Origin of the sequence: Ralstonia mannitolilytica (genome assembly GCF_000954135.1) — a bacterium.
Taxonomy (GTDB): domain Bacteria; phylum Pseudomonadota; class Gammaproteobacteria; order Burkholderiales; family Burkholderiaceae; genus Ralstonia; species Ralstonia mannitolilytica.
This window is the reverse complement of the sequence record NZ_CP010799.1, coordinates 1071107-1093127: the sequence shown is the minus strand read 5'-3', so window position 1 is coordinate 1093127 and position 22021 is coordinate 1071107. Positions and strand designations below refer to the sequence as shown.

22 protein-coding genes are annotated in these 22021 nt (G+C 68.6%); 14 read left to right on the top strand and 8 right to left on the bottom strand.

Going from position 1 to position 22021, the window contains the following annotated elements; all coding sequences use genetic code 11:
- Positions 1-93 precede the first annotated feature (93 nt).
- On the bottom strand, positions 94-1383 hold the full coding sequence (locus TK49_RS05285) for a hypothetical protein (RefSeq protein ID WP_045785769.1): 1290 nt from the start codon (positions 1381-1383) through the stop codon (positions 94-96).
- 699 nt (positions 1384-2082) lie between these two features.
- Entirely contained in the window at positions 2083-3798 is a 1716-nt protein-coding gene (locus tag TK49_RS05280) for an AMP-binding protein (RefSeq protein ID WP_045785768.1), read from the bottom strand.
- A 235-nt stretch (positions 3799-4033) separates the two neighbouring features.
- Between TK49_RS05280 and TK49_RS05275 the strand changes: the two genes are divergently transcribed.
- Positions 4034-4543 carry a gluconokinase gene (locus TK49_RS05275; RefSeq protein ID WP_045787757.1) on the top strand — a complete coding sequence of 170 codons (510 nt, stop codon included), beginning with the start codon at positions 4034-4036 and terminating at the stop codon, positions 4541-4543.
- Between the two features lie 3 nt (positions 4544-4546).
- Here TK49_RS05275 and TK49_RS05270 read toward each other — a convergent pair whose 3' ends face one another.
- A complete protein-coding gene (locus TK49_RS05270; RefSeq protein ID WP_045785767.1) occupies positions 4547-5341 on the bottom strand; it encodes a hypothetical protein in 795 nt (264 codons plus the stop codon).
- A gap of 51 nt (positions 5342-5392) precedes the next feature.
- Positions 5393-6343, bottom strand: a complete 951-nt coding sequence (locus TK49_RS05265) for an alpha/beta hydrolase (protein ID WP_045785766.1) — start codon at positions 6341-6343, stop codon at positions 5393-5395.
- 147 nt (positions 6344-6490) lie between these two features.
- Here TK49_RS05265 and TK49_RS05260 point away from each other — a divergent pair, with 147 nt between their 5' ends.
- The 3 genes from TK49_RS05260 to TK49_RS05250 are packed head-to-tail and all read left to right on the top strand — an operon-like array spanning position 6491 to position 8194.
- The gene (locus tag TK49_RS05260) at positions 6491-6925 is read left to right on the top strand and encodes a YeeE/YedE family protein (protein ID WP_045785765.1); all 435 of its coding nucleotides are present in this window, start codon (positions 6491-6493) and stop codon (positions 6923-6925) included.
- Between the two features lies 1 nt (position 6926).
- Complete coding sequence (locus TK49_RS05255; RefSeq protein WP_045785764.1) at positions 6927-7340, top strand: DUF6691 family protein; 414 nt, start codon at positions 6927-6929, stop codon at positions 7338-7340.
- Positions 7341-7387: 47 nt separating this feature from the next.
- Positions 7388-8194: a c-type cytochrome gene (locus TK49_RS05250; RefSeq protein WP_099050654.1), complete on the top strand. Its 807-nt coding sequence runs from the start codon at positions 7388-7390 to the stop codon at positions 8192-8194.
- Between the two features lie 105 nt (positions 8195-8299).
- On the opposite strand, the gene TK49_RS05245 is transcribed toward TK49_RS05250, so the two are convergent.
- Together TK49_RS05245 and TK49_RS05240 are read right to left on the bottom strand one after the other, a co-directional pair.
- Entirely contained in the window at positions 8300-9133 is an 834-nt protein-coding gene (locus tag TK49_RS05245) for a hypothetical protein (RefSeq protein WP_045785763.1), read from the bottom strand.
- A gap of 151 nt (positions 9134-9284) precedes the next feature.
- Positions 9285-9866, bottom strand: coding sequence for a tetratricopeptide repeat protein (locus tag TK49_RS05240; RefSeq protein ID WP_045785762.1), 582 nt, complete (start codon positions 9864-9866; stop codon positions 9285-9287).
- A gap of 290 nt (positions 9867-10156) precedes the next feature.
- On the opposite strand from TK49_RS05240, the gene TK49_RS05235 reads away from it, so the two are divergent.
- The gene (locus TK49_RS05235; protein WP_045785761.1) at positions 10157-10732 is read left to right on the top strand and encodes a TetR/AcrR family transcriptional regulator; all 576 of its coding nucleotides are present in this window, start codon (positions 10157-10159) and stop codon (positions 10730-10732) included.
- Positions 10733-10743: 11 nt separating this feature from the next.
- Here the strand turns inward: TK49_RS05235 and TK49_RS05230 are convergent, their stop codons facing one another.
- Both TK49_RS05230 and TK49_RS05225 read right to left on the bottom strand, forming a co-directional pair.
- On the bottom strand, positions 10744-11514 hold the full coding sequence (locus tag TK49_RS05230) for a glycosyltransferase family 2 protein (protein WP_045785760.1): 771 nt from the start codon (positions 11512-11514) through the stop codon (positions 10744-10746).
- Positions 11515-11547: 33 nt separating this feature from the next.
- Positions 11548-11808, bottom strand: a complete 261-nt coding sequence (locus TK49_RS05225) for a phosphopantetheine-binding protein (RefSeq protein ID WP_045785759.1) — start codon at positions 11806-11808, stop codon at positions 11548-11550.
- Between the two features lie 404 nt (positions 11809-12212).
- Here TK49_RS05225 and TK49_RS05220 point away from each other — a divergent pair, with 404 nt between their 5' ends.
- The 9 genes from TK49_RS05220 to TK49_RS05180 all read left to right on the top strand — a co-directional run bounded on the left by TK49_RS05220 (position 12213) and on the right by TK49_RS05180 (position 22004).
- Complete coding sequence (locus TK49_RS05220) at positions 12213-12869, top strand: COG4648 family protein (protein ID WP_045785758.1); 657 nt, start codon at positions 12213-12215, stop codon at positions 12867-12869.
- 27 nt (positions 12870-12896) lie between these two features.
- Complete coding sequence (locus tag TK49_RS05215; protein WP_045785757.1) at positions 12897-14588, top strand: AMP-binding protein; 1692 nt, start codon at positions 12897-12899, stop codon at positions 14586-14588.
- Positions 14585-15547: an LpxL/LpxP family acyltransferase gene (locus TK49_RS05210; protein ID WP_045785756.1), complete on the top strand. Its 963-nt coding sequence runs from the start codon at positions 14585-14587 to the stop codon at positions 15545-15547. The genes TK49_RS05215 and TK49_RS05210 overlap by 4 nt, the downstream gene beginning before the upstream one ends.
- A complete protein-coding gene (locus TK49_RS05205; protein WP_045785755.1) occupies positions 15544-16155 on the top strand; it encodes a LolA-related protein in 612 nt (203 codons plus the stop codon). Before TK49_RS05210 ends, TK49_RS05205 begins: the two co-directional genes overlap by 4 nt.
- Positions 16156-16165: 10 nt before the next feature.
- Positions 16166-18583, top strand: a complete 2418-nt coding sequence (locus TK49_RS05200) for an MMPL family transporter (RefSeq protein ID WP_045785754.1) — start codon at positions 16166-16168, stop codon at positions 18581-18583.
- Positions 18580-19443: a polysaccharide deacetylase family protein gene (locus TK49_RS05195; RefSeq protein ID WP_045785753.1), complete on the top strand. Its 864-nt coding sequence runs from the start codon at positions 18580-18582 to the stop codon at positions 19441-19443. Before TK49_RS05200 ends, TK49_RS05195 begins: the two co-directional genes overlap by 4 nt.
- Before the next feature lie 76 nt (positions 19444-19519).
- A complete protein-coding gene (locus TK49_RS05190; RefSeq protein WP_045785752.1) occupies positions 19520-20722 on the top strand; it encodes a beta-ketoacyl-[acyl-carrier-protein] synthase family protein in 1203 nt (400 codons plus the stop codon).
- Positions 20719-21546, top strand: a complete 828-nt coding sequence (locus TK49_RS05185; protein ID WP_045785751.1) for a beta-ketoacyl synthase chain length factor — start codon at positions 20719-20721, stop codon at positions 21544-21546. The genes TK49_RS05190 and TK49_RS05185 overlap by 4 nt, the downstream gene beginning before the upstream one ends.
- On the top strand, positions 21543-22004 hold the full coding sequence (locus TK49_RS05180) for a hotdog family protein (RefSeq protein ID WP_045785750.1): 462 nt from the start codon (positions 21543-21545) through the stop codon (positions 22002-22004). The genes TK49_RS05185 and TK49_RS05180 overlap by 4 nt, the downstream gene beginning before the upstream one ends.
- Positions 22005-22021: the final 17 nt, after the last annotated feature.

Here is a 22021-nt window from a genome sequence, read left to right as displayed (position 1 = left end):
CCGGACCGCCGCTGCAGTCCGGCCCCATCCACCGTCATGCGCGAAGCTTCATCGCTTGCGCCGCGGCACTTCCCCGCTCATGCCCGTACCGGGCTACTTGCCCACATTCAGGTTGGCCTGCACGTTGATGCTTTGCTGGATGAGGGAAGCGAAGCCGCTGTTCTGGTTCGCCACCATCACGCCTGCTGCAGACTGGCCGACGCTGGTCATGGCGTTGGACATGTTGAACGTGCCTGCATCCACCATGACCGCACCGCCTGCGCCGCCCGTGCCACCGACCGCGCCATTGCCGACGCCGCCGTTGCCAACGCCGCCGGCACCGCCGGCCGCGCCGACTGCACCCACGGCGCCGTTGCCTGCCGTTGTCGACGCGGAGCCGTTGGTAGCGCTGCCGTTGGTGGCGCTGCCGCTGGCCCCACCCGTGCCTGCCACGTTGGTGGCTGCACCGCCGGCGGCGCCCGCACCGCCCGTGCTTGTGCCGGTGGCGCTGCTCGTGCCCGTGCCCGCACCCGCGGAGGCCGTGGCCGTGCCGCTGGTGGTGGCCCCGCCAGCCCCGCCCGCTCCGCCGGCCGATGCGCCGCCGCCGCCCGTGGCCGCGCCAGTGCCGCGATGGCGGTTCGCATCCCCACCGCTGGCGCTGGATGTGCCGCCCGCTCCGCCGCCACCGCCACCGGCTGCGCTGGTGCTGCCTGCTGCGCCGCCAAGCCCTGCGCCCAGGCTGGCAGACAGCGTGCCGGAGCTGCCGCCGTTACCGCCGCCACCGGCATCGCCAGCGGCATTGCCGCCATTGCCGCCGTTGCCCGCCACGGCACCGCCGTTGGTCGCGCTGCCGTGCGTGACGCTGCCCGAGCTGCCGCCCGCGCCACCGCTGCCGCCGGCGCCGCCCGCACCGCCGCTGCCGCCGGCGCCCGTGCCGCCGTAGCCATATCCGCCACGCCCGCCGGCGCCGCCATTGGCCGACCCGCCATTGTTGGTAGCGACATTGCCGATGCCCGATACGCTGATGTTGGTCACGGCGCCGTCGAGCTTGGAGACGGCAATCGCCTTGCTGGTGTTGAAGGAGTTGGTGAACGTTGCCGTCGCCGTGCCGCCGTTGTTGGCAGCTGCGGTGCCGTAGCCGTCAGCGTTGGCCCAGCCGCTGTTGTCGCGGTTGCTGCCCTGGCTTTGGTTGTTGTGCTGATTCGAGTTGTCGGTTGCCGTGGTGGTTGTGGTGGTTGCCGTGCTCGTCGTCGTGTCTGTGCTGGTATTGGTTCTGGTGATGGTCGACGTGTTGGTCTGGGTCTTGTCGCCCGCGCCGGACGCCGTATTCCCGATGTCGGCCCATGCAACGCCACAGACCCCCAATCCCATGGCGATCGCGGTGGCCAGTAAGGTCTTCTTCATAACGCACTCCATAAAGGTGAGAGGGACGGCGGGAAGCGCAGCCGCTCAGGCCGGTGCGCCTTGCCTGTGGGAAAAACATGACCCACCCCGGGGCGCCTCGTTTGCATAATCGGTGCCATCCTGGCGGCCGGCTCCACGTGCCGGTCCTAAGCGATTGAAAACGCGAAACATTCACCGGCCGCCCGCCCATGTGCCGGGGGCTTGGGGTGCAATGCTGTTGTGGCGGGTCACTTTTGGAGGTCCGCTTGCACCCGTTCGGTTTCAGCGCCGATACACCGCCGTGGCCCGCGCGCGATCACGGCATCCATGGGTTTGCGCGAAGAGGCAAGCCGCACGCGAGATTGGCGCGGCCACGGTGTCCGGGAGGGGCGATTCGGAAGTTGTTTCAGCGGTGATACATCGGCGCATCGTCGCTCACATTGCGTGAGCGACGGGGCACGGCCGCCCGGCCTCCGGTGGCGCACGTCGCGTGCGGTGGCACGCCGCGATGAGACGCACATCGCCCGCGCACAAGCTTGCGTTTCTGCTCGACTGCGAGCGCTTCCTATCGCGAAGACGCATGCGGCAAACGCGTCTCGGTTTCTACGCCGGGCGCCCAGGCGGGCGGAAAGCAACCGCGCGCGGCCAGCATCGTCATGACAGCGATGCGCCGCCGCGCGCGACCCGTTCGCATTTCAACCGCGAAACCGCAAGCCCGGTTCAGGCCGTGGCCGCCACCGTCAGCTTGAGCTCCTCGATCATGCGATCGCGCATGACGAACTTCTGCACCTTGCCCGTCACCGTCATCGGCATCTCGGTGACGAAGCGGATGTAGCGCGGGATCTTGTAATGCGCGATCTGCCCCTTGCAGAACTCGCGGATCTCGTCTTCCGTGGCCTGCTGGCCAGGCTTGAGCACGATCCACGCGCACACCTCTTCGCCGTACTTCGCATCGGGCACGCCGAATACATTGACGGCCTGCACCTTCGGATGGCGGAAGAGGAATTCCTCGATCTCGCGCGGGTAGACGTTCTCGCCACCGCGGATGAGCATGTCCTTCACGCGGCCGACGATGTTGCAGTAGCCCTCGGCATCGAACGTGGCGAGGTCGCCCGTGTGCATCCAGCCATCCTTGATCGATTCGGCCGTCTTGGCCTCGTCGTCCCAGTAGCCGAGCATGACCGAATAGCCCTTGGTACACAGCTCGCCCTTCTCGCCCACGGGCACCACGTTGCCCGCGCCATCCACCAGCTTGACCTGCAGATGCGGCTGGATGCGGCCGACGGTGGTCACGCGCTTGTCGAGCGGGTCGGTCACCGCGCTCTGGAACGACACGGGGCTCGTCTCCGTCATGCCGTAGGCGATCGTGACTTCGCGCAGGTTCATCTCCGAGACCACGCGCTTCATCACCTCGATCGGGCATGGGGAGCCCGCCATGATGCCGCCGCGCAGGCTCGATACATCGAACGTGCGAAAGTCCGGATGATCGAGCTGCGCGATGAACATGGTCGGCACGCCGTGCAGCTGCGTGCAGCGCTCGTCGGCCACGGTGCGCAGCGTGGCCAGCGGGTCGAACGCCTCTCCGGGGAACACCATGCAGGCGCCGGTGGCCGTGCACGTCAGCACCGACATCACCATGCCAAAGCAGTGATACAGCGGCACGGGAATGCACAGCCGGTCGCCCTCGCGCAGGTTCATCGCCATGGCAACGAAGCGCGCGTTGTTGACGACGTTCACGTGCGTGAGCGTGGCCCCCTTGGGCGCGCCTGTCGTGCCGCTGGTGAACTGGATGTTGATGGCGTCGTCCGGCGACAGCGCATTCGTGATCGCATCCAGCGCATCAACGGATACGTTTTTGCCGCGCGCGATGACGTCGGCAAAGTTGATCATGCCGGGCGTGCTGGCCTCGCCCATCCGGATGACCCAGCGCAGGGCAGGCAGCTTGGCTGATTGCAGTGCACCAGGCTGCGCGGTAGCCAGCTCGGGCGCCAGCGTCTGGAGCATCTCCAGGTAGCGCGACGTCTTGAACGCCTCCGCCGCCACGATCGCCTTGCAGCCGACCTTGTTCAGTGCGTATTCCAGCTCCGACAAGCGATACGCCGGATTGATGTTGACGAGGATGAGGCCCAGGCGCGCCGTCGCAAACTGCGTGAGCACCCACTCGACGCGATTCGGCGACCAGATGCCGATGCGGTCTCCGGGCTGCAAGCCAAGCGCATGCAGGCCCGCGGCCAGCGCATCGACCTGCTCCGCAAACGCGCGCCACGTCCAGCGCACGCCCTGCTCGCGAAACACGACGGCCTCCGCGTCCGGATGGCGCCGCACCGTGTCGGCCAGCAGCGCCGACACCGTCACGTGCGCCAGCGGCACCGACGTATCGCCCACCACGTACGACACACCGCCGCGCGGTCGGGAGTCAAAACCTTCACCTGCCATGAATGTCTCCTGCGATCAATTGGGCCTTGTGGGCCTCGCTCGTTATGAATGGCTGTTCGTGCAGCGTTGCATGGAATTTGACGCAGCTTGACGCATTTGGCAATCCGCCCGCAGGGCGAACAATACGGCGGAACGATTGCTGCACCGCAGCAGCAAAAATCCGTGCCTGTTTGCATCAACGCGCTACCATGCCGGCCTGACTTTTGCGCTTTTTTTTCCGTACGTAGGGTTGACGATGATCGTTGTAGTGATGGGTGTTTCGGGCTGCGGCAAATCCACAGTGGGCCAGAAGATTGCCGAGCGGCTCGGCTGCGCGTTCCGTGACGGCGATGAATTCCACAGCGACGCCAACCGCGCCAAGATGCACGCCGGCATCCCGCTCAACGACGACGATCGCAAGCCCTGGCTCGAAGCCATCCGCGCGTACATGGACGAAACGACCAGCGGCGGCCGGTCGCTCGTGGTGGCATGCTCGGCGCTCAAGCAGCGCTACCGCGATGTGCTGCGCGGCCCCGCGGGCAATGCCGAATTCGTCTATCTGAAGGGGAGCTTCGAGCTGCTGCAAAGCCGGCTCGCCGCCCGCAAGGACCACTTCTTCAACCCGAGCCTGCTGCGCAGCCAGTTCGATGCGCTGGAAGAGCCGACCGACGCCATCGTCGTCGACATCGCGCTGCCGCCGGACGTGATCGTCGAGCAGGCCGTCGTGCAGTTGCAGGCGCGCGCCGCGCACCGGCCCGCGGCCTGACTGTCACCGCGACATTTCGCCCGGCACGTGCTGCAGCACGGCCTGCACCTCGCCGTTGCATACGCTGCTCATGCGTGCCTCTTCGCGCGGCGTGTCGATCTGTTCGTGCGCCTGCAGCCCCAGTTCGATGAGCGATTGCGCGCGCGGCAGCCAATGGCGCGTGAGCGCCGCCTCCAGATCAGCCGCAATGCGATCCGGGTTGCCAAAGTACAGGCGTCCGCCATATTCGCTCTCGATCTCCTGCCGGATCGTCTCGGCCGCGCGCGGCAGCACGGCGCGGTTGACGGCCACGTGGCGCAGTTCATGCGCGCGGACGGCGTCGTGAGCGCAGCTACCCGGTGCGAATTCACGGGCCACCGCCACCCGAAAATCACTGAGGATCAACTCCACATCCACCGACGGGCGCAGGCAGGTGGTGCGCGGCTGCGTGGGAATGTCCATGTAGCGGCTGGTGACTGAAAACCGCGCGGAGAGGGTCGCATACGTCTTGCCGAGCACGCGCGCGGCGCGATCGTACGGCGGTGCCTCGGCGGTGAGCTGATCGACCGAGCGGTCGTTGGAGAACGACAGCGGCGTTTCGCGGGTCCGCACGTTCACGTGCATGGGCCCGAGCGCGCTGTCGCAGGCCTTGAGCCAATGCGCCTTGTTGGCGGCGGGTGCGGGCGCACCGGTCGCGGCGGCCACACTCTCGATCGGGGCGAAGCGCACGTCGGCAAGATGCGTGCGATGCATGCGGCTCCAATGCCACGCGCCTGTCACCGCGGCCAGCACCAAACCCAGGATCACCACCCGACGCATTTCGATTCCCCGTTCGTGTATCCGGGGCGACCGATGCATTGGCGTTCCGGATCATGCCGGCGTCGATCGGGCCCGTTCTGCGCGGGCCCTCACCAGCTGCCGGATCTGCTCGCCCGATTGCCTCAGTGCGATGCGCGCTTCCGGTAAGAAAGGATAGAAGATCGGCCACACGTGCGGAAGCCGGCGCCCCATCTTCACCGAAACGGATACCCCAGCGGCACGCGCGCGCTCGGCCATTCGGAGGGTGTCGTCGCGCAGCACTTCGGTGTCGCTGACATAGCAGTGCAGCGGCGGCAGGCCGGTGAAGTCGGCATACAGCGGCGAGGCCAGCGGATGGTCCGCCGGCGCGCCCGAATCGCCCAGGTACAGCGCAGCGCCGTGGGCCATCCAGGCGCCGCGGAACATCACGTCCGATTCATCGTTGTCGATCAGGCTTTGCCCGGTGGCGGCCAGGTCGGTCCACGGCGAGTAGAGGATCGCTCCGGCGGGCAATGGATCCGCAGCGTCACGCAGCGCCACCAGCAGTGCGAGCGCCAGGCCACCGCCTGCGGAATCCCCGGCGACAACGACGCGGGCCGGTGCCACGCCCTGCGCGAGCAGCGTCCGGTACGCGAGCAGCGCGTCCTCCACCGGCGCGGGAAACGGATGCTCCGGGGCCAGGCGATAGTCGGGCACGCACACGCGCGCCCGCGCATGCGTAGCCAGGCCGATGGTGATGGGCCGATGCGTGCGTGGGCTGCAGAAAAAATAGCCGCCGCCGTGCAGGTACAGCACCACGGGGGCGTCGCCGTGCAGGCTCGCGTCTGCCGGTTCGATCCACTCGCCGGTGAGCCCGCTGTTGGCCGGCACGATGCGCCAGTCCGCCGGCAGCCGTACCGGCCGCGGCATCGTGCGCTTCTCGGCGTTCAGGCGCGTGGCGATCGGGTCGAAGGGCTCCCGCTCGGTCGGCTTCTTGACCTGATTGCGCACCATCCACGAGACGACCCAGTTCTGCCAGCTCATCCGGCGACCCTCCGCTCGAAAGCCCCAGCGTAAGGGCACGGACAGTCTTGGGCAACCTGCCGTTTCCATCCACCGGCCGCTTGGCAAACAATCTACAAATTTATATAGTGTCCGGAATCTCCGCTCATGTCTTCCCTTCTTCTTCTCATGTCGATGGATTTCGCGCATTTCACGCCGGGTACGGCACTGGCGGGCGGTCTGCTCATCGGGCTGGCGGCAGCCGTGCTGGTCCTGTCCATGGGCCGCATCGCCGGCATCAGCGGCATCCTCGGCGGGCTGCTGCAGCGCCCGTGTGGCGACGCTGCATGGCGTGTCGCCTTCCTGGGGGGGCTGGTCGGCGCGCCGGTCCTCGCTGGGGCCCTTGGCCACGCGGTGGTGCCCGACATCACCGCCGGCTGGGGCGAAGTCCTCATCGCGGGGTTCCTGGTGGGCATCGGCACCCGCTATGCGGGCGGCTGCACGAGCGGCCACGGCGTGTGCGGGCTTTCGCGCGGCTCGGTGCGCTCGCTGGTCGCGACGCTCACGTTCATGGCCGCGGGCGTTGTCACGGTGTTCGTGACACGCCACGCGATGGGAGGCTGAAATGGCCGTTCTGATTGCGCTGGTGGCCGGGCTGCTGTTTGGCGCGGGGCTGATTGTCTCGGGCATGGCTAATCCGGCCAAGGTGCTCGGTTTTCTCGATCTGGCGGGCAGCTGGGATCCGTCGCTGGCCTTCGTGATGGCGGGCGCGATTGCGGTGGGCGTGGTCGCCTTCTTCATGGCGCGGCGACGCGCTCGCACGTGGCTCGGCACCGCGATTCAATGGCCGGCTGCGACCGGCGTGTCCGCACGGCTGGTGCTGGGCAGCGCCGTCTTCGGCATCGGATGGGGCCTGGCGGGATTCTGTCCCGGCCCGGCCCTGGTGGCGTTGGGCGCGGGCGTGCCAAAGGCCGGCGGCTTTGTCGCCGCGATGCTGGCAGGCATGGCCGCCTTCAGCTGGCTGGAGCACCGGCGCTGACCGGCCGTTCTTTCTTACAACATCCACATCACCTCACAGGGGGCAGCATGATCTTTCGCACCGTGGGCGCCGCGTTGGCGCTCGCCGTCAGCGCATCGGCCATCGCACAGGGCGCGGCCACACTCGCCGTGCCGGACGAAGCCACCATTCCCGCCGGCCCGATGGGCGACGCCATCAAGCGCGGCAGGCTCATTCTCACCGATACCAAGCGCCAGTTGCCGGGCAACGTGGGCAATGGCCTGAACTGCACGAGCTGCCACTTCAACGGCGGCACGGTGCCGTACGCATCGCCGTGGGTCGGGCTGACCGGCGCGTTTCCGGAATACCGGTCGCGCAGCGGCAAGGTGATCTCGCTGCAGGAGCGCGTCAACGATTGCTTCCAGCGCTCCATGAACGGCAAGGCCCTGGCGTTTGACGGTGAAGAGATGAACGCCATCCTCGCGTACATGAAATGGCTTTCCAGCGGCGTGCCGACCGGCACGAACGTGACCGGGCGCGGCTTCGAGAAGATCGATACCGCGCTCAAGCCCGACCGCGAGCACGGCAAAGCGATCTACGCCCAACGCTGCGCCGCATGCCATGGCGCGGACGGCCAGGGGCTGCCGAACCCGCAGGGCGGATACGCCATGCCGCCACTGTGGGGCAAGGATGCCTTCAACGTGGGCGCAGGCATGGCCCGCACGTATACCGCCGCGGCATTCGTCAAGCACAACATGCCGCTGGGCCAGGGCGGTACGCTGACGGCGCAGGAGGCGGTGGACGTTGCCGCGTTCTTTACGCACCAGCCCCGCCCCGACTTTGCGGCACGCACGAAGGATTGGCCCAAGGGCGATCGGCCCAAGGACGCCCGCTGAGACAACGCGTGCCGAAAAAAAAGCCTGCAGCGGTTGCGCTGCAGGCTTTTTGCTTTGGCACTTCAGGGCGCTGTGCGCCTCTTCTGCGTGAGTCCCCGTTTTGGATCAGTTGACCTTGAGCTGGCCGCCGCGGCCCAGGCCGCCCTTCACGTCTTGCGCCTTGTAGTTGCGCAACGCCACGACCATCTTGTTCCATGCGTCAATGAAGGCGACCACCGTGGCCTTGCCTTCCGGCGTTGAAGAGAAGCCGGCCAGGCCACCGCCCACGCCGCCGCCCAGGCCGGCCAGCACAGCGCCGTAGTTGGTGGCGGTGGAGCTGCCCTCGGCTGCCGCGATCTGCACGGCCGAGCGGACGTCGAACAGCGTCAGCGTCACCACGGACGCCTTGGACTTGACGCTGCCGGCCAGCGCGGCGATGGCGCTGTTGCCCAGCAGCCCGCCCACGGCACCGGCCACGCCGCCGATCGGTGAATCGTTGATGATGATCTGCGGCTCCATGTAGTAGTCGGCCGCCACGCGCTGGCCCTTGTGCTGCTTCGAACCGGCGCGGTACTCGCCGGAGTTGCGCTGCAGATCGGTGATGCGCGACAGGCGTGCGTCGGTCTTCTGGTTGCCGATCGACGTGATCACGAAGCAGTTCGACTGCTGCACGGCCATGCGCAGCAGGGGGTCGATGGTGGTGACCTTGGTGGCGCTGCCGAACTGGCCGTACCAGTCGGCGTTGCGGCCGTCGTCCATGGCAATGGTGCCCAGCGGCGAAGCGCAGCGCTCCAGCGTCGGGTCGGCGCCCACGCTGGAGCCGCCGGCTGCCGCACCGGTCACGCCGGCGTTCTGGCCGCCCGGGCTGACGATGCCGCCGCCCGCGCACGCCGCGAGGGAAGCGCTGAGGAGGGCCGCTCCCGCAAGCTTGGCGGTGCGGCTGAAAAGGTTGGTCTTCATGTTGTTGGATGGCTCAGATTGCGTCGATGTTCGGCTTATGCGTCCTACGACTCAATAAGCCCCCCTTGGTTGGGCGCGCGGTGTGCGGACTGGCTTTCTCCCTTTTCCGCCGTTCGCCCGAAAAACGCTGTGAAGCAAATGGCCTGGTGGGTCAATACCAATACCAGGTGGTCTGGCGCCAGACGCCCAGATACGGATAGCCGGAATACCAATAGCCGTAATACGTATTGCGCCATTGCGAGCGCCATTTGAAATCGTCTTCGTCGGACTTCCTGGCGGCGCGCGCTTCTTCAAGCAGCTTCTTCGACTCCTTGTCGCCGCGGCTGACGGCGATCGACAGCCATTTCTCGGCCTCGCGCGGGTCGGAGCCCATCTCTTCCAGCCCGAACAGGTAGAACGCGCCCAGGGCCTTCTGCGCCTGCAGGTTGCCGCGCTCGGCGGCCTCGCGCATCCAGTTCAGCGCCTGGTAGCTGTCCTGACGCACGCCATCGCCCCGGAAGTAGCGCAGGCCGAGATCGTAGGCAGCCTTGGGCTCGCGCTTGGCGGCGTCCTTCAGGGCTGCGATCCGGGGGTCTTCAGGAACCTCGTCCTTGGCGTCGAACGACACCTGGTCTTTCGGGCGATCGGCGCATCCGCGGCTGTCGCAGACCCGTACGGTCGAGCTGGGCGGCGGAGTTTGGGCACAAGCGGCCAGCGCCAATACAGCGCCAAGTGCAAGCCATTGATAACGCATGCGACAGCCCCTCGGATGTTGTCCAAGCCGTTTCAGAATCGATTGGAAACGGCTGCATTTTTGTTGTGGTCGACCGGGTGAGATGCCATGGCGCACGCTCGTTCCCCGCCCCCGCAGCACACATGGTGTGCAATTGATATAGATCGTTCTACTTTAGCGGGAACGCGTGAGTGGTGTGTTATTAAAGCGTAACGTTTGCGCGAGCAACAACACACTGGGAACCCGTGGCGGGCCAGGTCGGGGCGTGGGGGCGGTGCTAAGATGCCGCCCAGCAATCAGGAGAAGTGGGAATGCGCGCAAGCAAGCGCCAGCAGGTCGTGGACAAGGCCAGTGAGCTTTTTTCCAGGCACGGCTTTCATCCCGTGGGCGTCGACTGGATCATCGACGAGTCCGGCGTTGCCCGCATGACGCTCTACCGGCACTTTGCCGGCAAGGAAGACCTCATCCGCGAAGTCCTGGAGCAGCGCTACACCTTCATCATGCAAAGCATGGCCGACAAGCTCGGCCCCCTGCCCGACGCCACCGCCCGCCTCAAGGGCATCTTCGACTGGTACGAGACGTGGTTCCGCAGCCCCGAATTCGCGGGCTGCCTGTTCGAGCGCGCGCTGGCCGAGTTTGGCGCGACCTGCCCGCGGGTGACCGACGTGGCGGTCCGCTACCGCGACGATCTGCTCGCCATGATCGAGACGCTGCTCAAAGACGTGGTGCCGGCCGCTGCGGCACGCCAGCTTGCCGGGGTGTACGTGATGCTGCTTTCCGGCGCCACGGCCGACGCCCGGGCGATTGGCGATCCATCTGCGGCTTCACGGGCCTGGGAGGCGGCGCGGGCGCTGCTGGAGCAGGCGCGGGCGACCGCGCCTGCGTAGACACGGCGCAGCTACCAGCCGCGCTGCAGCCGGCGCGCGATCATCGACGGCAGCCGCACCAGCCCTTCGGCGAGCAATCGCAGGTGCATCCCCACGAGCAGGACGTTGTCGCGCAGATAGCGGAAATGTGACACCCCGCCCTCGTCCGCCCGGAAGTACCGCACAGGGGCATCGAGCCGGATCGGCCGCACGCCGGCCCAGCACAGGCGCACCGCCGCTTCCGGATCAAAGTCGAAACCGCGCATCGATGCATGCCGGCGCATGATCGCCGCCAGCGGCGCAATGGGGTACACGCGAAAGCCGAAGAGCGTATCGCCAATACCCGCCCACAGCGTTTCGATGTCTGCGCAGCCGTTGGACAGGCGCCGGCCCTGCACGCGAATCTGCGGCGCGCTCGAATCGAACAGCGGCTGCCCCAGCACCATCGCGTCCGGCGCCGCGCATGAAGCCTGCATGAAGGCGGGGATGAGGTCGGTGGGGTGCTGGCCATCGGCGTCCATGGTCAGCACGTGAGTGAAGCCCTGCGCGGCAGCGGCTTCCAGTCCCGCCAGGATCGCCACGCCCTTGCCGCGATTGCGCGGCAGCACGATCACGTGCAGCCCCGGATCGCGCTCAGCCATGGCCCGCAGCCGCTCGGTGCTGCCGTCGGTACTGCCGTCGTCCACCACCCACACGGGGTTCCACTGCGCGCGGGCGGCGCGCACGGCGTCATCGACCTTGCGGCCGGGGTTGTAGCTCGGAATGAGGACGAGATGCGTCGAAGAGGCGCCGGTCATCGGCATGGCGTCGGTCCGGCGGGACGTCCGGTGCTGGGATCAGCGCGTACGGTGCGCGGCAACGTAGGCCGCGAGGGCCCCGAGCGACGCGAAGATCTTCTTGTTCTCCGGATCGCCCGAACGCAGTTCGAAGCCGTACTTCTTGGAGATCAGCAACGCAATTTCGAGGATGTCGATGGAGTCGAGCCCAAACCCTTCGCCATACAGCGGCGTATCGGCCGTGATGGAATCGAGTTGGATGTCTTCGAGGTTCAGTTCGCCGATCATCAGCACGGCGAGCTCTTTTTCCAGATCGTTCATCGGTCTTGCATGCACAGGCAGCCTGCAGCGGGGAATGCGGCCAGAAACAACGTCGTTCTCCTCGCCCGAAGCCCTGTCTTGCCCCGCCTGTGAAAGGGGGTCGTTTAAGCTAGGCGGATTCTAGACGAAGGGTCACACCGCGTATAGCCGCAAACCGTGACAAGACCTCATGCCGGCGCGCCCCCGGGCCATGTGACGCAAACGATTCAGCAGCCGTCGTGGCGCCATCCGACGGGCCCCGCATGCCGTCCCGGGCGGGAAGGCCGCGTACATCCGGTTACAAACACACCGCCGCCGGGCCGGGCAACCCGGCCGCGCGGCCCTAGAATGTGGCCGCCCGACCGTGCCAGCGCGGTGCCTATGATGAACCTGACCCCTTCCACACGACGATGCCCTGTCCTGCCATGAGCCGACTGCTCCGCCTTGCACACGGCACCGCGGGCGTGGCGGCCGTCGTCGCATACCAGGTCGGTGCGCACCATGCGGTCGCGACGCCTGGCGCGCATGGCCTGGGCCTGGCGATGGCGCTGGTGCCGCCGCTGGCCATTGCCCTGCTGGCCGCCGCGCGCTCTGTGCAGCGCGCGTGGCTGGTGCCGCTGTGGCTCGTGCTCTGCGGCGCGCTTTGGACGATGCGCGAGCCGCTGGCACGCCATTTCGACTGGGGCCTGTACCTGGAGCACGCGACCTTCAACCTGATGATGGCCTATCTCTTCGGCCGGACGCTGCAGGCTGGGCGCGAACCGCTGTGCACGCAATTCGCGCGCATCGTGCACGGTACGCTCACGCCACGCATCGCTTGGTATTCGCGGCAGGTCACGTGGGCGTGGACGCTCTTCTTCGGGGCGACGGCCGCCACGTCCACGGCGCTGTTTGCCCTGGCATCCACCGTCACGTGGTCAACGTTCGCGAACTACGTGTCGCTGCCGCTGGTCGGCGCGATGTTCGTGGTGGAATACCTCTGCCGGCGCATCGTGCTGCGCGACGCGCCGCGCTCCAACCTGTTCGACGCCGTGCGCGCCTACCGCCAATCCGCGCACGGTGCCACGGGCCGCCCCCGCTGAGTCGCGAATCGCCCCGGAATGTCCTGCATGCCCACCTACCCGCTCGTCTCGCATCGCTCGCTGGATGACACGATCGCATGGCGCGACGGCACGCCCGTGCCCGTGCGCACATTCGTGGCCGATGTGACCGCGCTGGCGGCAAGACTGCCTGCGGGCGCCCACGTATTCAACGCGTGCACCGACCGCTACCGGTTCGCCGTGGGCGTCTGCGCGACGCTGGTGGCCCGCAAGGTCAGCCTGCTGCCGCCCATGCAGACCGCGCAGATGGTGCGCCAGCTCGCGGCGTTCGCGCCGGATGTCTTCTGCCTGTATGACACCGAGGACTGCCCCGTCGCACTGCCGGGCTTGCGCTATCCCGACGATCTGGCCGCGGATGCGCCGGCCGCTGCCGTGCCGCAGATCGAGGCGTCGCGGCCGGTGGCGGTGCTCTTTACTTCCGGCTCCACCGGCACGCCCGTGCCGCATCGCAAGACCTGGGGCGCCCTCGTGCAATGCATGCACACCGCCGCGGCGCGGCTTGGGCTCGATGACGGACGCCCCGTCACGCTGGTCGGCACAGTGCCGCCGCAGCACATGTACGGGTTCGAGATGACGGTACTGCTGGCGCTGCAGGCCGGCCTCGCATTCAGCAGCCGACAGCCGTTCTATCCGGCGGACATCCGCGAGACGCTCGACGCCGTGCCGCAGCCGCGCGTGCTGGTGACGTCGCCGGTGCACCTGCGTGCGCTGCTGGCATCGGAGCCGACACTGCCTTGCGCATCGCTCGTGCTGTCGGCCACGGCGCCGTTGTCGGAAGCGCTCGCACGGGAGGCAGAGTCGCGCCTCGCGGCACCGCTCATCGAGATTTACGGCAGCACCGAAACCGGCCAGATCGCGAGTCGCCGCAGCGCCAACGAAACCGCATGGCACTTGTATCCGGACGTGCGCATGCAGGCGCGTCCCGACACCGCGGGTGACGAGGGCCCGACCATATGGGTCAGCGGCGGCCACGTGCAGACGCCGGTGCCGATGGGCGACGCCATTGAGCTTCTGGACGACACGCGTTTCCACCTGCACGGACGCAAGGCCGATCTCATCAACATTGCGGGCAAGCGCTCTTCGTTGGCGTATCTGAACCATCAGCTCACGTCGATCCCGGGCGTGGTGGACGGCGTGTTCTTCATGCCCGACGCCGCCCCGGCGGCCCCACACGCGCACGGCGGCACGGCGGTCACGCGTCTGGTGGCGCTGGTGGTCGCGCCAGAGCTGGCGGCGGCGGACGTGCTGCGCGCGCTGCACGAGCGCGTCGATGCCGCGTTCTTGCCGCGCCCCCTGCTGCTGGTCGACGCGCTGCCGCGCAACGAGACCGGCAAACTCCCGCGCGACGTCCTCGCGGCGCTGGTGGCACGGCATGCGTCGCGCCCGCCTCGGCAGACCGTCCTGCGGTTCACGATTCCGGCCGGCCACCCCGCCCTGCCTGGTCATTTTCCCGGGCACCCGATCGTGCCCGGCGTGGTGCTGCTCGATCGCGCCATCGGGCTCATCGGTGCGGCGCTCGGCCGCTCGCTCGATGCCTGCCGCATCCGTTCGGCCAAGTTCCTGAGCCCCGCAGAGCCGGAAGACGCGCTCGACGTGACGTTTGACACCACGGCCGGCGGCGCAATCGTCTTCACGATCCGCACGGGCGAGCGCGACGTCGCCAGCGGTGTGCTGAGCGTGCAGGAGGGCGTGACGGCATGAAGCGCCCCGAATGGGCAGAGCGCCCGGAACGCAGCAACGCGCTGTTGCTGCGCGTGATGACGTGGCTGTCGCTGCGGCTGGGGCGACGGCTGGGGCGCGCCCTGCTGCGCCTGATCGCCGCGTACTTCGTGCTGTGTTCGCCGTCGGCATGCCGGGCTTCGCGCGACTACCTGCGGCGCACGCTCGGCCGGCGTGCCAGGGTGCGCGACGTGTTCCGCCACATGTTCACGTTCGCTACGACGATCCACGACCGCATCTACCTGATCGCGGGGCGCTTCGATCTGTTCGACATCGCGTTGCAGGGGCAAGAGCACGTGCATGCCGTGCTCGGGCAAGGCCGGGGCGCCTTTCTGCTCGGCGCGCACCTCGGCAGCTTCGAGGTCGTGCGCGCGCTGGGCCGCTCAGTACCGGACCTGCGTGTGGCCGTCGCCATGTACGAAGACAACGCGCGCAACATCAACGCCGCCATTGCCGCCATCAACCCCGCGGCGGCGCCCGACGTCATTCCGCTGGGGCGGGTCGACGCCATGCTGCAGGTGCGCGAGGCGCTCGACGACAACCGGCTCGTTGGCATGCTGGCCGACCGCACGCTGCTGCGCGATGCCGGCCCGTCGGTGCGGCGCATGGCGTTTTTGGGCAGCCCGGCGGGGTTTCCGCTGGGGCCGCTGCACATGGCCGCCATGCTGAGGCGGCCGGTGCTGTTCATGACAGGGCTGCACCTGGGCGGCAACCGCTACGCCGTCCACTTTGACCGGCTGGCCGACTTCACCGACATCCGTCGCGAGGAACGCGCCGCCGCCGTCGAGGCAGCGCTGGCGCGCTATGTCGAGCGCGTCGAGCGCTATTGCCGCATCGCGCCGTACAACTGGTTCAATTTCTTCGATTTCTGGCACGATGCCGGCGCCGCCCCCGCACCCGCCGGCACCGCGGCCAAGCGACAGACCACCCAGACACCATGACCGCAACGCGCCCATTTCGTCTCTACCGCGCCGTCCTCACGCTGCTCGCTGCCTGCATGCTGGCCGGCGCCGCGCACGCCGATACCGCATGGACGCTCGACCGCCTGATGTCCACCCTTGCGCGCAACACGTCCGGGCGCGCCAGCTTTATCGAGACCAAGACGCTGTCGATCGCGGCCGAGCCGATCGTGTCGTCGGGCGAGCTGGTGTTCGTCGCGCCGGACCATCTGGAAAAGCACACGCTGCGGCCCAAGCCGGAGCACATGGTCATCGACGGTGACAAGCTGACCGTGGAGCGCAACCAGCGCAGGTTCACCGTGCCGCTTTCGCAGTATCCGGAGCTCAACGCCTTCATCGACAGCATCCGCGCGACGCTGGCCGGCAACCGCTACGCGCTCGAAGCGATCTACCAGGTTGCCATTGCGGGCCGCGGCGACGACTGGACGCTCACCCTCACGCCCATCGACGCGCGCATGCAGAAAGTCGTCAGTTCGATCACGCTCGAGGGCACGGGCGACGCGATGCGCAGCGTCACCCTCCGCCAGGCCGACGGCGACCATTCGGTGATGCGGCTGCAGCGCATCGCCGGTACCGCCCGGCGCCCATAGAGGCAGCCGCATGGAACGCTTGCACGCCCTGCGCCGGCCCGCGGTGCTGCTCTGGCTGACCGGCCTGGCGCTGTGCGCGATCGTGGTGTCGCGCGCGCAGTTCACGGCCGACCTGTCTGCGTTCCTGCCGCGCTCCCCAAGCGCCGAGCAGCGCGTGCTGGTGGACCAGCTGCGCGAGGGGCTGGTGTCACGGCTCATCCTCGTCGGCATTGAAGGCAGCGATGCGGCCACGCGCGCGACGCTCTCACGCAAGCTCGCGGCGACGCTGCGCGCCGACCCGCAGTTCCATGCCGTCAACAACGGCGAGCCCGTGAACGAGGCGCGCGACCGGCAGTTCATCTTCGAGCACCGCTACGTGCTCAGCCCCGCCGTGACGCCGCAGCGCTTCTCTGCCGAGGGCCTGCACGCCGCACTGGCCGAGAGCCTGGACCTGCTGAGTTCGTCTGCCGGGCTCGTCGCCAAGCACCTGCTGCCGCACGACCCGACGGGCGAGGTGGCCGCGCTCGTCAGCCAGCTCAACACCACCGCGCTGCCGTCGTCGATGCACGGCGTGTGGGCGGCGCGCGACGGGCAGCGCGCCGTGCTTGTCGTGCAGACGGCTGCCGCGGGCTCCGACACCGACGCCCAGGCCCGCGCCATGGATGCCGTGCGCCGCGCCTTCGATGCCGCCTCGCACAGCACGCCCAATGCGGCATCGGCCCGGCTGCTGATGACCGGCCCGGGCGTCTTCTCCGTGGAGACACGCAACGCAATCCGGCATGACGTGGAGCGGCTCTCGACGCTGAGCCTGGTGCTGGTCGTGGCGCTGCTGCTGACGGTGTACCGCTCGCCGCGCACGGTAGTGCTGGGGCTGCTGCCGGTGCTCTCGGGCGTGGCCGCAGGGGTGGCGGGGGTCAGCCTGGCATTCGGCGCGGTGCACGGGCTCACGCTCGGCTTTGGCACCACGCTCATCGGCGAGGCGGTGGACTACTCGGTCTATCTGTTCGTGCAGTCCGCCCGCGCGCGCGGCACCAGCCCGCGTGACAGCCTGCGGGCGTGGGTGGCCGCGTACTGGCCGACCATCCGCCTGGGCGTGCTGACCTCGGTGTGCGGCTTTGCGTCGATGCTGTTTTCTGGCTTTCCCGGCTTGGTGCAACTCGGGCTGTATTCGATCGTGGGACTCGTGACGGCGGCGCTCATCACGCGTTTTGTGCTGCCGCATCTGTACAGCGGGCACGTGGAGATCCGCGATGTGTCGCGCCTGGGCGGATGGCTTGCACGCGCGGCCGGTACGGCTTGTCGGCTGCGCTGGCTGCTGGCCTTGGTACTCGCGGGCTCGCTCGCCGTCCTGGCGCTGCATCGCGATGGCCTGTGGAGCCGCGAGCTGGCCGCATTGAGCCCCGTGCCCGCCAGCAGCCAGGCACTCGACGCGAGCCTGCGCGCAGACGTCGGGGCGCCGGACGTGCGCTATCTGGTGGTGATTCCCGGCGCAACGGAGCAGGCCGCGCTGGAAGGCGCCGAGAGGATCGCCGCGCAGCTGCAGCCGCTGGTGGACCGTGGCGTGCTCGCCGGCTTCGAGAACCCCGCGCGCTATCTGCCGAGCGACGCGACGCAGCGTGCGCGCCTGGCCAGCCTGCCGAGCGCCGACGCGCTGACCGCACGCATGCGCGCTGCCGTCGAAGGCCAGGCGATCCGCGTCAAGCCCGAGCGCTTCGCGCCGTTCATCGCCGACGTCACGGCTGCCCGCACCCAGCCGCTGCTGCGGCGTGCCGATCTGAACGGCACATCGATGGCGTTGGCTGTCGATGCGCTGCTGACCGAACGTGCCGGCCAGTGGAGCGCCATGCTGCCGCTGCGTGCACCGGCAGGCGCAAAGGCGGCATCCCACCAGCCGAGCCTGGATGCCGAGCCCGTCCGCGCCGCCGTGGCGCGTGCGGGCGTGTCCGGTGCCCTGTTCGTCGATCTGAAGGCCGAGGCGGACCGCCTCTACGTCGACTACGTGCATGAGGACATCCGCCTGTCGCTCGCCGGTTTTGCGGTGATTGCCGTGCTGCTGCTTGTGGCGCTGCGCTCGGCACGGCGCGCTGTGCATGCACTGGCCCCGCTCGTCGGCTCGGTGCTGGTGGTGGCGGCCGGCTTTGCGCTGGCCGGCGTGCAGCTCACGATCCTGCATCTGGTCGGCATGCTGCTGATCGTAGCGGTCGGATCGAACTATGCGCTGTTCTTCAGCCAGCGTGCGGGCACGGCCGAGCAGCACATCGGCACGCAGACGCTCGTGTCGCTGCTGGTGGCCAATCTCGCAACGGTGGCCGGCTTTGGGCTGCTGGCCTTCTCGCACGTGCCGCTGCTCAGCACATTCGGCCTGACCGTTGGCCCCGGTGCCATGCTCGCGCTGGTGTTTGCTGCCATCCTCGCGCCCCGCCAATGCTCAGACCCCGCCACGCCATGAACGCGTCGTCTGCTTCGATAGCCGTTGCGGCACGCCGCTGGAAGCCGACGCCGCTCATCAGCGGCGCGCTGGCGGTGCATGCCGGCGCCGCGCTCGCTGCGGTGGCCGCGCCCGCTGCATGGCCGTGGGCGGGGGGCAGCGTCATCGCATCGCATCTGGTGCTGATGGCCGCCGGCCTGTGGCCCCGCAGCACGTGGCTCGGCCCGAACTGGACGAGGCTGCCCGAAACGGCCGGCGCGCAGATCGCACTGACCATCGACGACGGCCCCGATCCGGAAGTCACGCCGCGCGTCCTGGACATGCTCGACCGCTACAACGCCAAGGCCACGTTCTTCTGCATCGGCGAGCTGGCATTGCGCCACCCGCGCTGCGTCGAGGCCATCGTCGCGCGCGGGCATGCCGTGGAAAACCACAGCCAGCGGCATCGGCACACGTTCTCGGTGCAAGGCCCTGGGGCACTGCGCAGGGAGATTGGCGCGGCGCAGGACACGCTCACGCAGATCACCGGCACCCGGCCGCTGTTTTTCCGCGCCCCGGCGGGGCTGCGCAATCCGTTTCTTGAGCCGGTGCTGTGCCAGCTTGGCCTGCAGCTGGCCAGTTGGACGCGCCGCGGCTTCGATACGCGCTCCACCAACGCAGACGCCGTCGCGCAGCGTCTGCTGCACCACCTCGCACCGCGCGACATCCTGCTGCTGCACGACGGTCACGCCGCGCGCGACGTACAAGGTGAACCGGTGCTGCTGTCCGTCTTGCCGAAGGTGCTGGAGGCCGCCCGGCAGGCGCGGTTGCGCTGCGCGACGCTGCGCGATTGCCTGGAAGACCACGCCGCACCGGGCGCCGAGCCGCACATGTCCATTTGATAAAATTTGTGACTTGACGCCATGGCCTGCGGCAACGGCCTGCAGCCCATTTCCCACCCCTACCGCGCCCCCCCAAGTGAAGCCCGTACTGGTCACGCATTTCACCGCCACGAGTTGTCTCGGACGTGGCCTTGACGCCACGCTGGCGGCGTTGCGCGGGCAGCGTGGCGGCCTCGCGCCGTGCGACTTTCCGCGGGCGGAACTCGACACCTGGATCGGCGCAGTGGACGGCGTCGACGACGCTCCCGTGCGCTCCGACCTGGCCGAGTTCGATTGCCGCAACAACCGCCTCGCCCAGATCGGTCTCACACAGGACGGCTTTGCCGAGCGCGTGGAAGCGGCCAGGGCCCGCTATGGCGCGCAGCGCATCGGCGTCTTCATCGGCACCAGCACGTCGGGCATCCTCGAAACCGAACACGCCTATCAGCACCGCGATCCGCAGTCCGGCGCGCTGCCCGGCGATTTCCGCTACACGCAGACGCACAACATCTACTCGCCCGCCGCGTTCGTCCGCGCGTATTGCCGCCTCGGCGGCCCGGCCATGGCCATTTCGTCGGCATGCTCGTCGGGCGCCAAGGTGTTTGCCTCGGCGCGGCGCATGCTCGAAGCCGGGCTGATCGACGCGGCGGTGGTGGGCGGTGTCGATTCGCTGTGCCTGACCGCGCTGTACGGGTTCAATTCGCTCGAGCTGCTGTCGCGCCGGCCATGCCGCCCGTACGACGTGGCGCGTGACGGCATCTCGATCGGCGAGGCGGCGGCGTTTGCGTTGCTGGAGCGCATGCCCCCACACGCCGTCGACGACGATGCGATCGCGCTGCTCGGCATCGGCGAATCGAGCGACGCGCATCACATGTCGTCGCCGCATCCTGAGGGCCTCGGGGCACAGGCGGCCATGGCGCAGGCGCTGTCGACCGGCGGCCTGGACGCATCCGACATCGACTACATCAACCTGCACGGCACGGGCACACTCAGCAACGACGCGGCGGAGGCCCATGCCGTCCGGGCGCTGTTCGACGGCACGGCGTGCAGTTCGACCAAGGGGGCGACCGGCCACACGCTCGGCGCGGCAGGCGCGCTGGAGGCCGTCATCACGGCGCTCGCCCTGCGCCACCAGTTCGTTCCCGCCGGCATCAACACCACCGAGCCGGATCCCGCACTCGGCGTGCATTACGTTACCTCCGATCGCAACGCGCGCGTGCAGGCGGCGCTGAGCAACGCCTTCGGTTTTGGCGGCACGAACTGCAGCCTGGTCTTTGGCCGCGCAGGGCTCGCATCATGACCCGACTCAGTGCATTCATCGAAAGCGTCGGCGTGCTGGGCCCGGGGCTGCCGGAGTGGCCGCACACCGCCCAGGTGCTTGCGGGCCGCACGGCCTACACGCACGCGCCAACCGAGCTGCCGCCGCCCGCCGGCCTGCCGGCCATCGAGCGCCGCCGCACGGGGCCGGTCGTCAAGCTTGCACTGGCCGTGGGGCGCGAAGCGGTCGCCGGTAGCGGGCGCGATGCGGCCTCGCTCGCGACGGTGTTCTGTTCGTCTGGCGGCGACGGCCACAACTGCCACGCGATCTGCGAAACCCTGGCCGGCGACGACCGCAAGCTCTCGCCCACGCGCTTCCACAACTCCGTGCACAACGCGCCGGCCGGCTACTGGAGCATCGCCACACAGGCCCGGGCGCCATCCAACGTGCTGTGCGCGCACGACGGCAGCTTTGCGGCTGGCCTGCTCGACAGTGTCTGCCAGGTGGCGGCCGATGGCACGCCGACCCTGCTGGTCGCGTATGACGGCACATATCCGGAGCCGTTGCACGCCGTCCGCCCGGTGCCCGATGCGTTTGCGGTGGCCCTCGTGCTGGCGCGCGAAGCGGGCCCGCGCTCGCTCGCCCGCATCGACGTCGCACTGAGCGAGACACCCCCGACCACGCTCGCGAATGCGGCGCTCGAGACGCTGCGTCAGGGCAACCCCGCCGCGCGCGCATTGCCGCTGCTGCAGGCGCTGGCCACACAGCGCGCCACGAACCTCGTGCTCGATTACCTGCCCGACACGCGTCTGCAGGTCGACCTCACGCCGTTGGGCACGTCCACCATGCAGGCCAGCGCGTCGTGAGCCCAGATTCGCAACGGGTACCGCCGCTGGACCGCGACTGGATCGCGGCGCGCATTCCGCACAGCGGCACCATGTGCCTGCTCGACGCCGTCGTCGGCTGGAGCGATACGCGCGTCCACTGCACGGCCACCAGCCACCGCGACCCGGCCAATCCGCTGCGCGCCCACGGACGGCTGGCGGCCGTCTGCGGCATCGAGTACGCGGCGCAGGCCATGGCGGTGCACGGCGCCCTGTGCGCAGCAGACCAGCGGCGTCCGCGCGCCGGGTTCCTCGCCAGCGTGCGCAGCGTCGAGGCGCACGTCCCGCGGCTCGACACGATCGACGCGCCGCTCGATGTCGAGGCCGAACGCATCGGCGGCGACGGCAACAACGTGCTGTACCGATTCACGGTGCGCGATGGCGAGCGCCTCCTGTTGACCGGGCGCGCCGCCGTGGTGCTCGACGCGTCCGCTGCATGAACCTGTTTGAGAGGATT

What these genes read in the sequence shown, in the direction of transcription:
- TK49_RS05195 (WP_045785753.1), top strand. Translation starts at nt 18,580, where the DNA reads ATGAACGCGTCGTCTGCTTCGATAGCCGTTGCGGCACGCCGCTGGAAG.
- TK49_RS05235 (WP_045785761.1), top strand. Translation starts at nt 10,157, where the DNA reads ATGCGCGCAAGCAAGCGCCAGCAGGTCGTGGACAAGGCCAGTGAGCTT.
- TK49_RS05210 (WP_045785756.1), top strand. Translation starts at nt 14,585, where the DNA reads ATGAAGCGCCCCGAATGGGCAGAGCGCCCGGAACGCAGCAACGCGCTG.
- TK49_RS05280 (WP_045785768.1), bottom strand. Translation starts at nt 3,798, where the DNA reads ATGGCAGGTGAAGGTTTTGACTCCCGACCGCGCGGCGGTGTGTCGTAC.
- TK49_RS05255 (WP_045785764.1), top strand. Translation starts at nt 6,927, where the DNA reads ATGGCCGTTCTGATTGCGCTGGTGGCCGGGCTGCTGTTTGGCGCGGGG.
- TK49_RS05240 (WP_045785762.1), bottom strand. Translation starts at nt 9,866, where the DNA reads ATGCGTTATCAATGGCTTGCACTTGGCGCTGTATTGGCGCTGGCCGCT.
- TK49_RS05220 (WP_045785758.1), top strand. Translation starts at nt 12,213, where the DNA reads ATGAGCCGACTGCTCCGCCTTGCACACGGCACCGCGGGCGTGGCGGCC.
- TK49_RS05275 (WP_045787757.1), top strand. Translation starts at nt 4,034, where the DNA reads ATGATCGTTGTAGTGATGGGTGTTTCGGGCTGCGGCAAATCCACAGTG.
- TK49_RS05265 (WP_045785766.1), bottom strand. Translation starts at nt 6,343, where the DNA reads ATGAGCTGGCAGAACTGGGTCGTCTCGTGGATGGTGCGCAATCAGGTC.
- TK49_RS05200 (WP_045785754.1), top strand. Translation starts at nt 16,166, where the DNA reads ATGGAACGCTTGCACGCCCTGCGCCGGCCCGCGGTGCTGCTCTGGCTG.
- TK49_RS05185 (WP_045785751.1), top strand. Translation starts at nt 20,719, where the DNA reads ATGACCCGACTCAGTGCATTCATCGAAAGCGTCGGCGTGCTGGGCCCG.
- TK49_RS05225 (WP_045785759.1), bottom strand. Translation starts at nt 11,808, where the DNA reads ATGAACGATCTGGAAAAAGAGCTCGCCGTGCTGATGATCGGCGAACTG.
- TK49_RS05230 (WP_045785760.1), bottom strand. Translation starts at nt 11,514, where the DNA reads ATGCCGATGACCGGCGCCTCTTCGACGCATCTCGTCCTCATTCCGAGC.
- TK49_RS05260 (WP_045785765.1), top strand. Translation starts at nt 6,491, where the DNA reads ATGTCGATGGATTTCGCGCATTTCACGCCGGGTACGGCACTGGCGGGC.
- TK49_RS05215 (WP_045785757.1), top strand. Translation starts at nt 12,897, where the DNA reads ATGCCCACCTACCCGCTCGTCTCGCATCGCTCGCTGGATGACACGATC.
- TK49_RS05270 (WP_045785767.1), bottom strand. Translation starts at nt 5,341, where the DNA reads ATGCGTCGGGTGGTGATCCTGGGTTTGGTGCTGGCCGCGGTGACAGGC.
- TK49_RS05245 (WP_045785763.1), bottom strand. Translation starts at nt 9,133, where the DNA reads ATGAAGACCAACCTTTTCAGCCGCACCGCCAAGCTTGCGGGAGCGGCC.
- TK49_RS05250 (WP_099050654.1), top strand. Translation starts at nt 7,388, where the DNA reads ATGATCTTTCGCACCGTGGGCGCCGCGTTGGCGCTCGCCGTCAGCGCA.
- TK49_RS05205 (WP_045785755.1), top strand. Translation starts at nt 15,544, where the DNA reads ATGACCGCAACGCGCCCATTTCGTCTCTACCGCGCCGTCCTCACGCTG.
- TK49_RS05285 (WP_045785769.1), bottom strand. Translation starts at nt 1,383, where the DNA reads ATGAAGAAGACCTTACTGGCCACCGCGATCGCCATGGGATTGGGGGTC.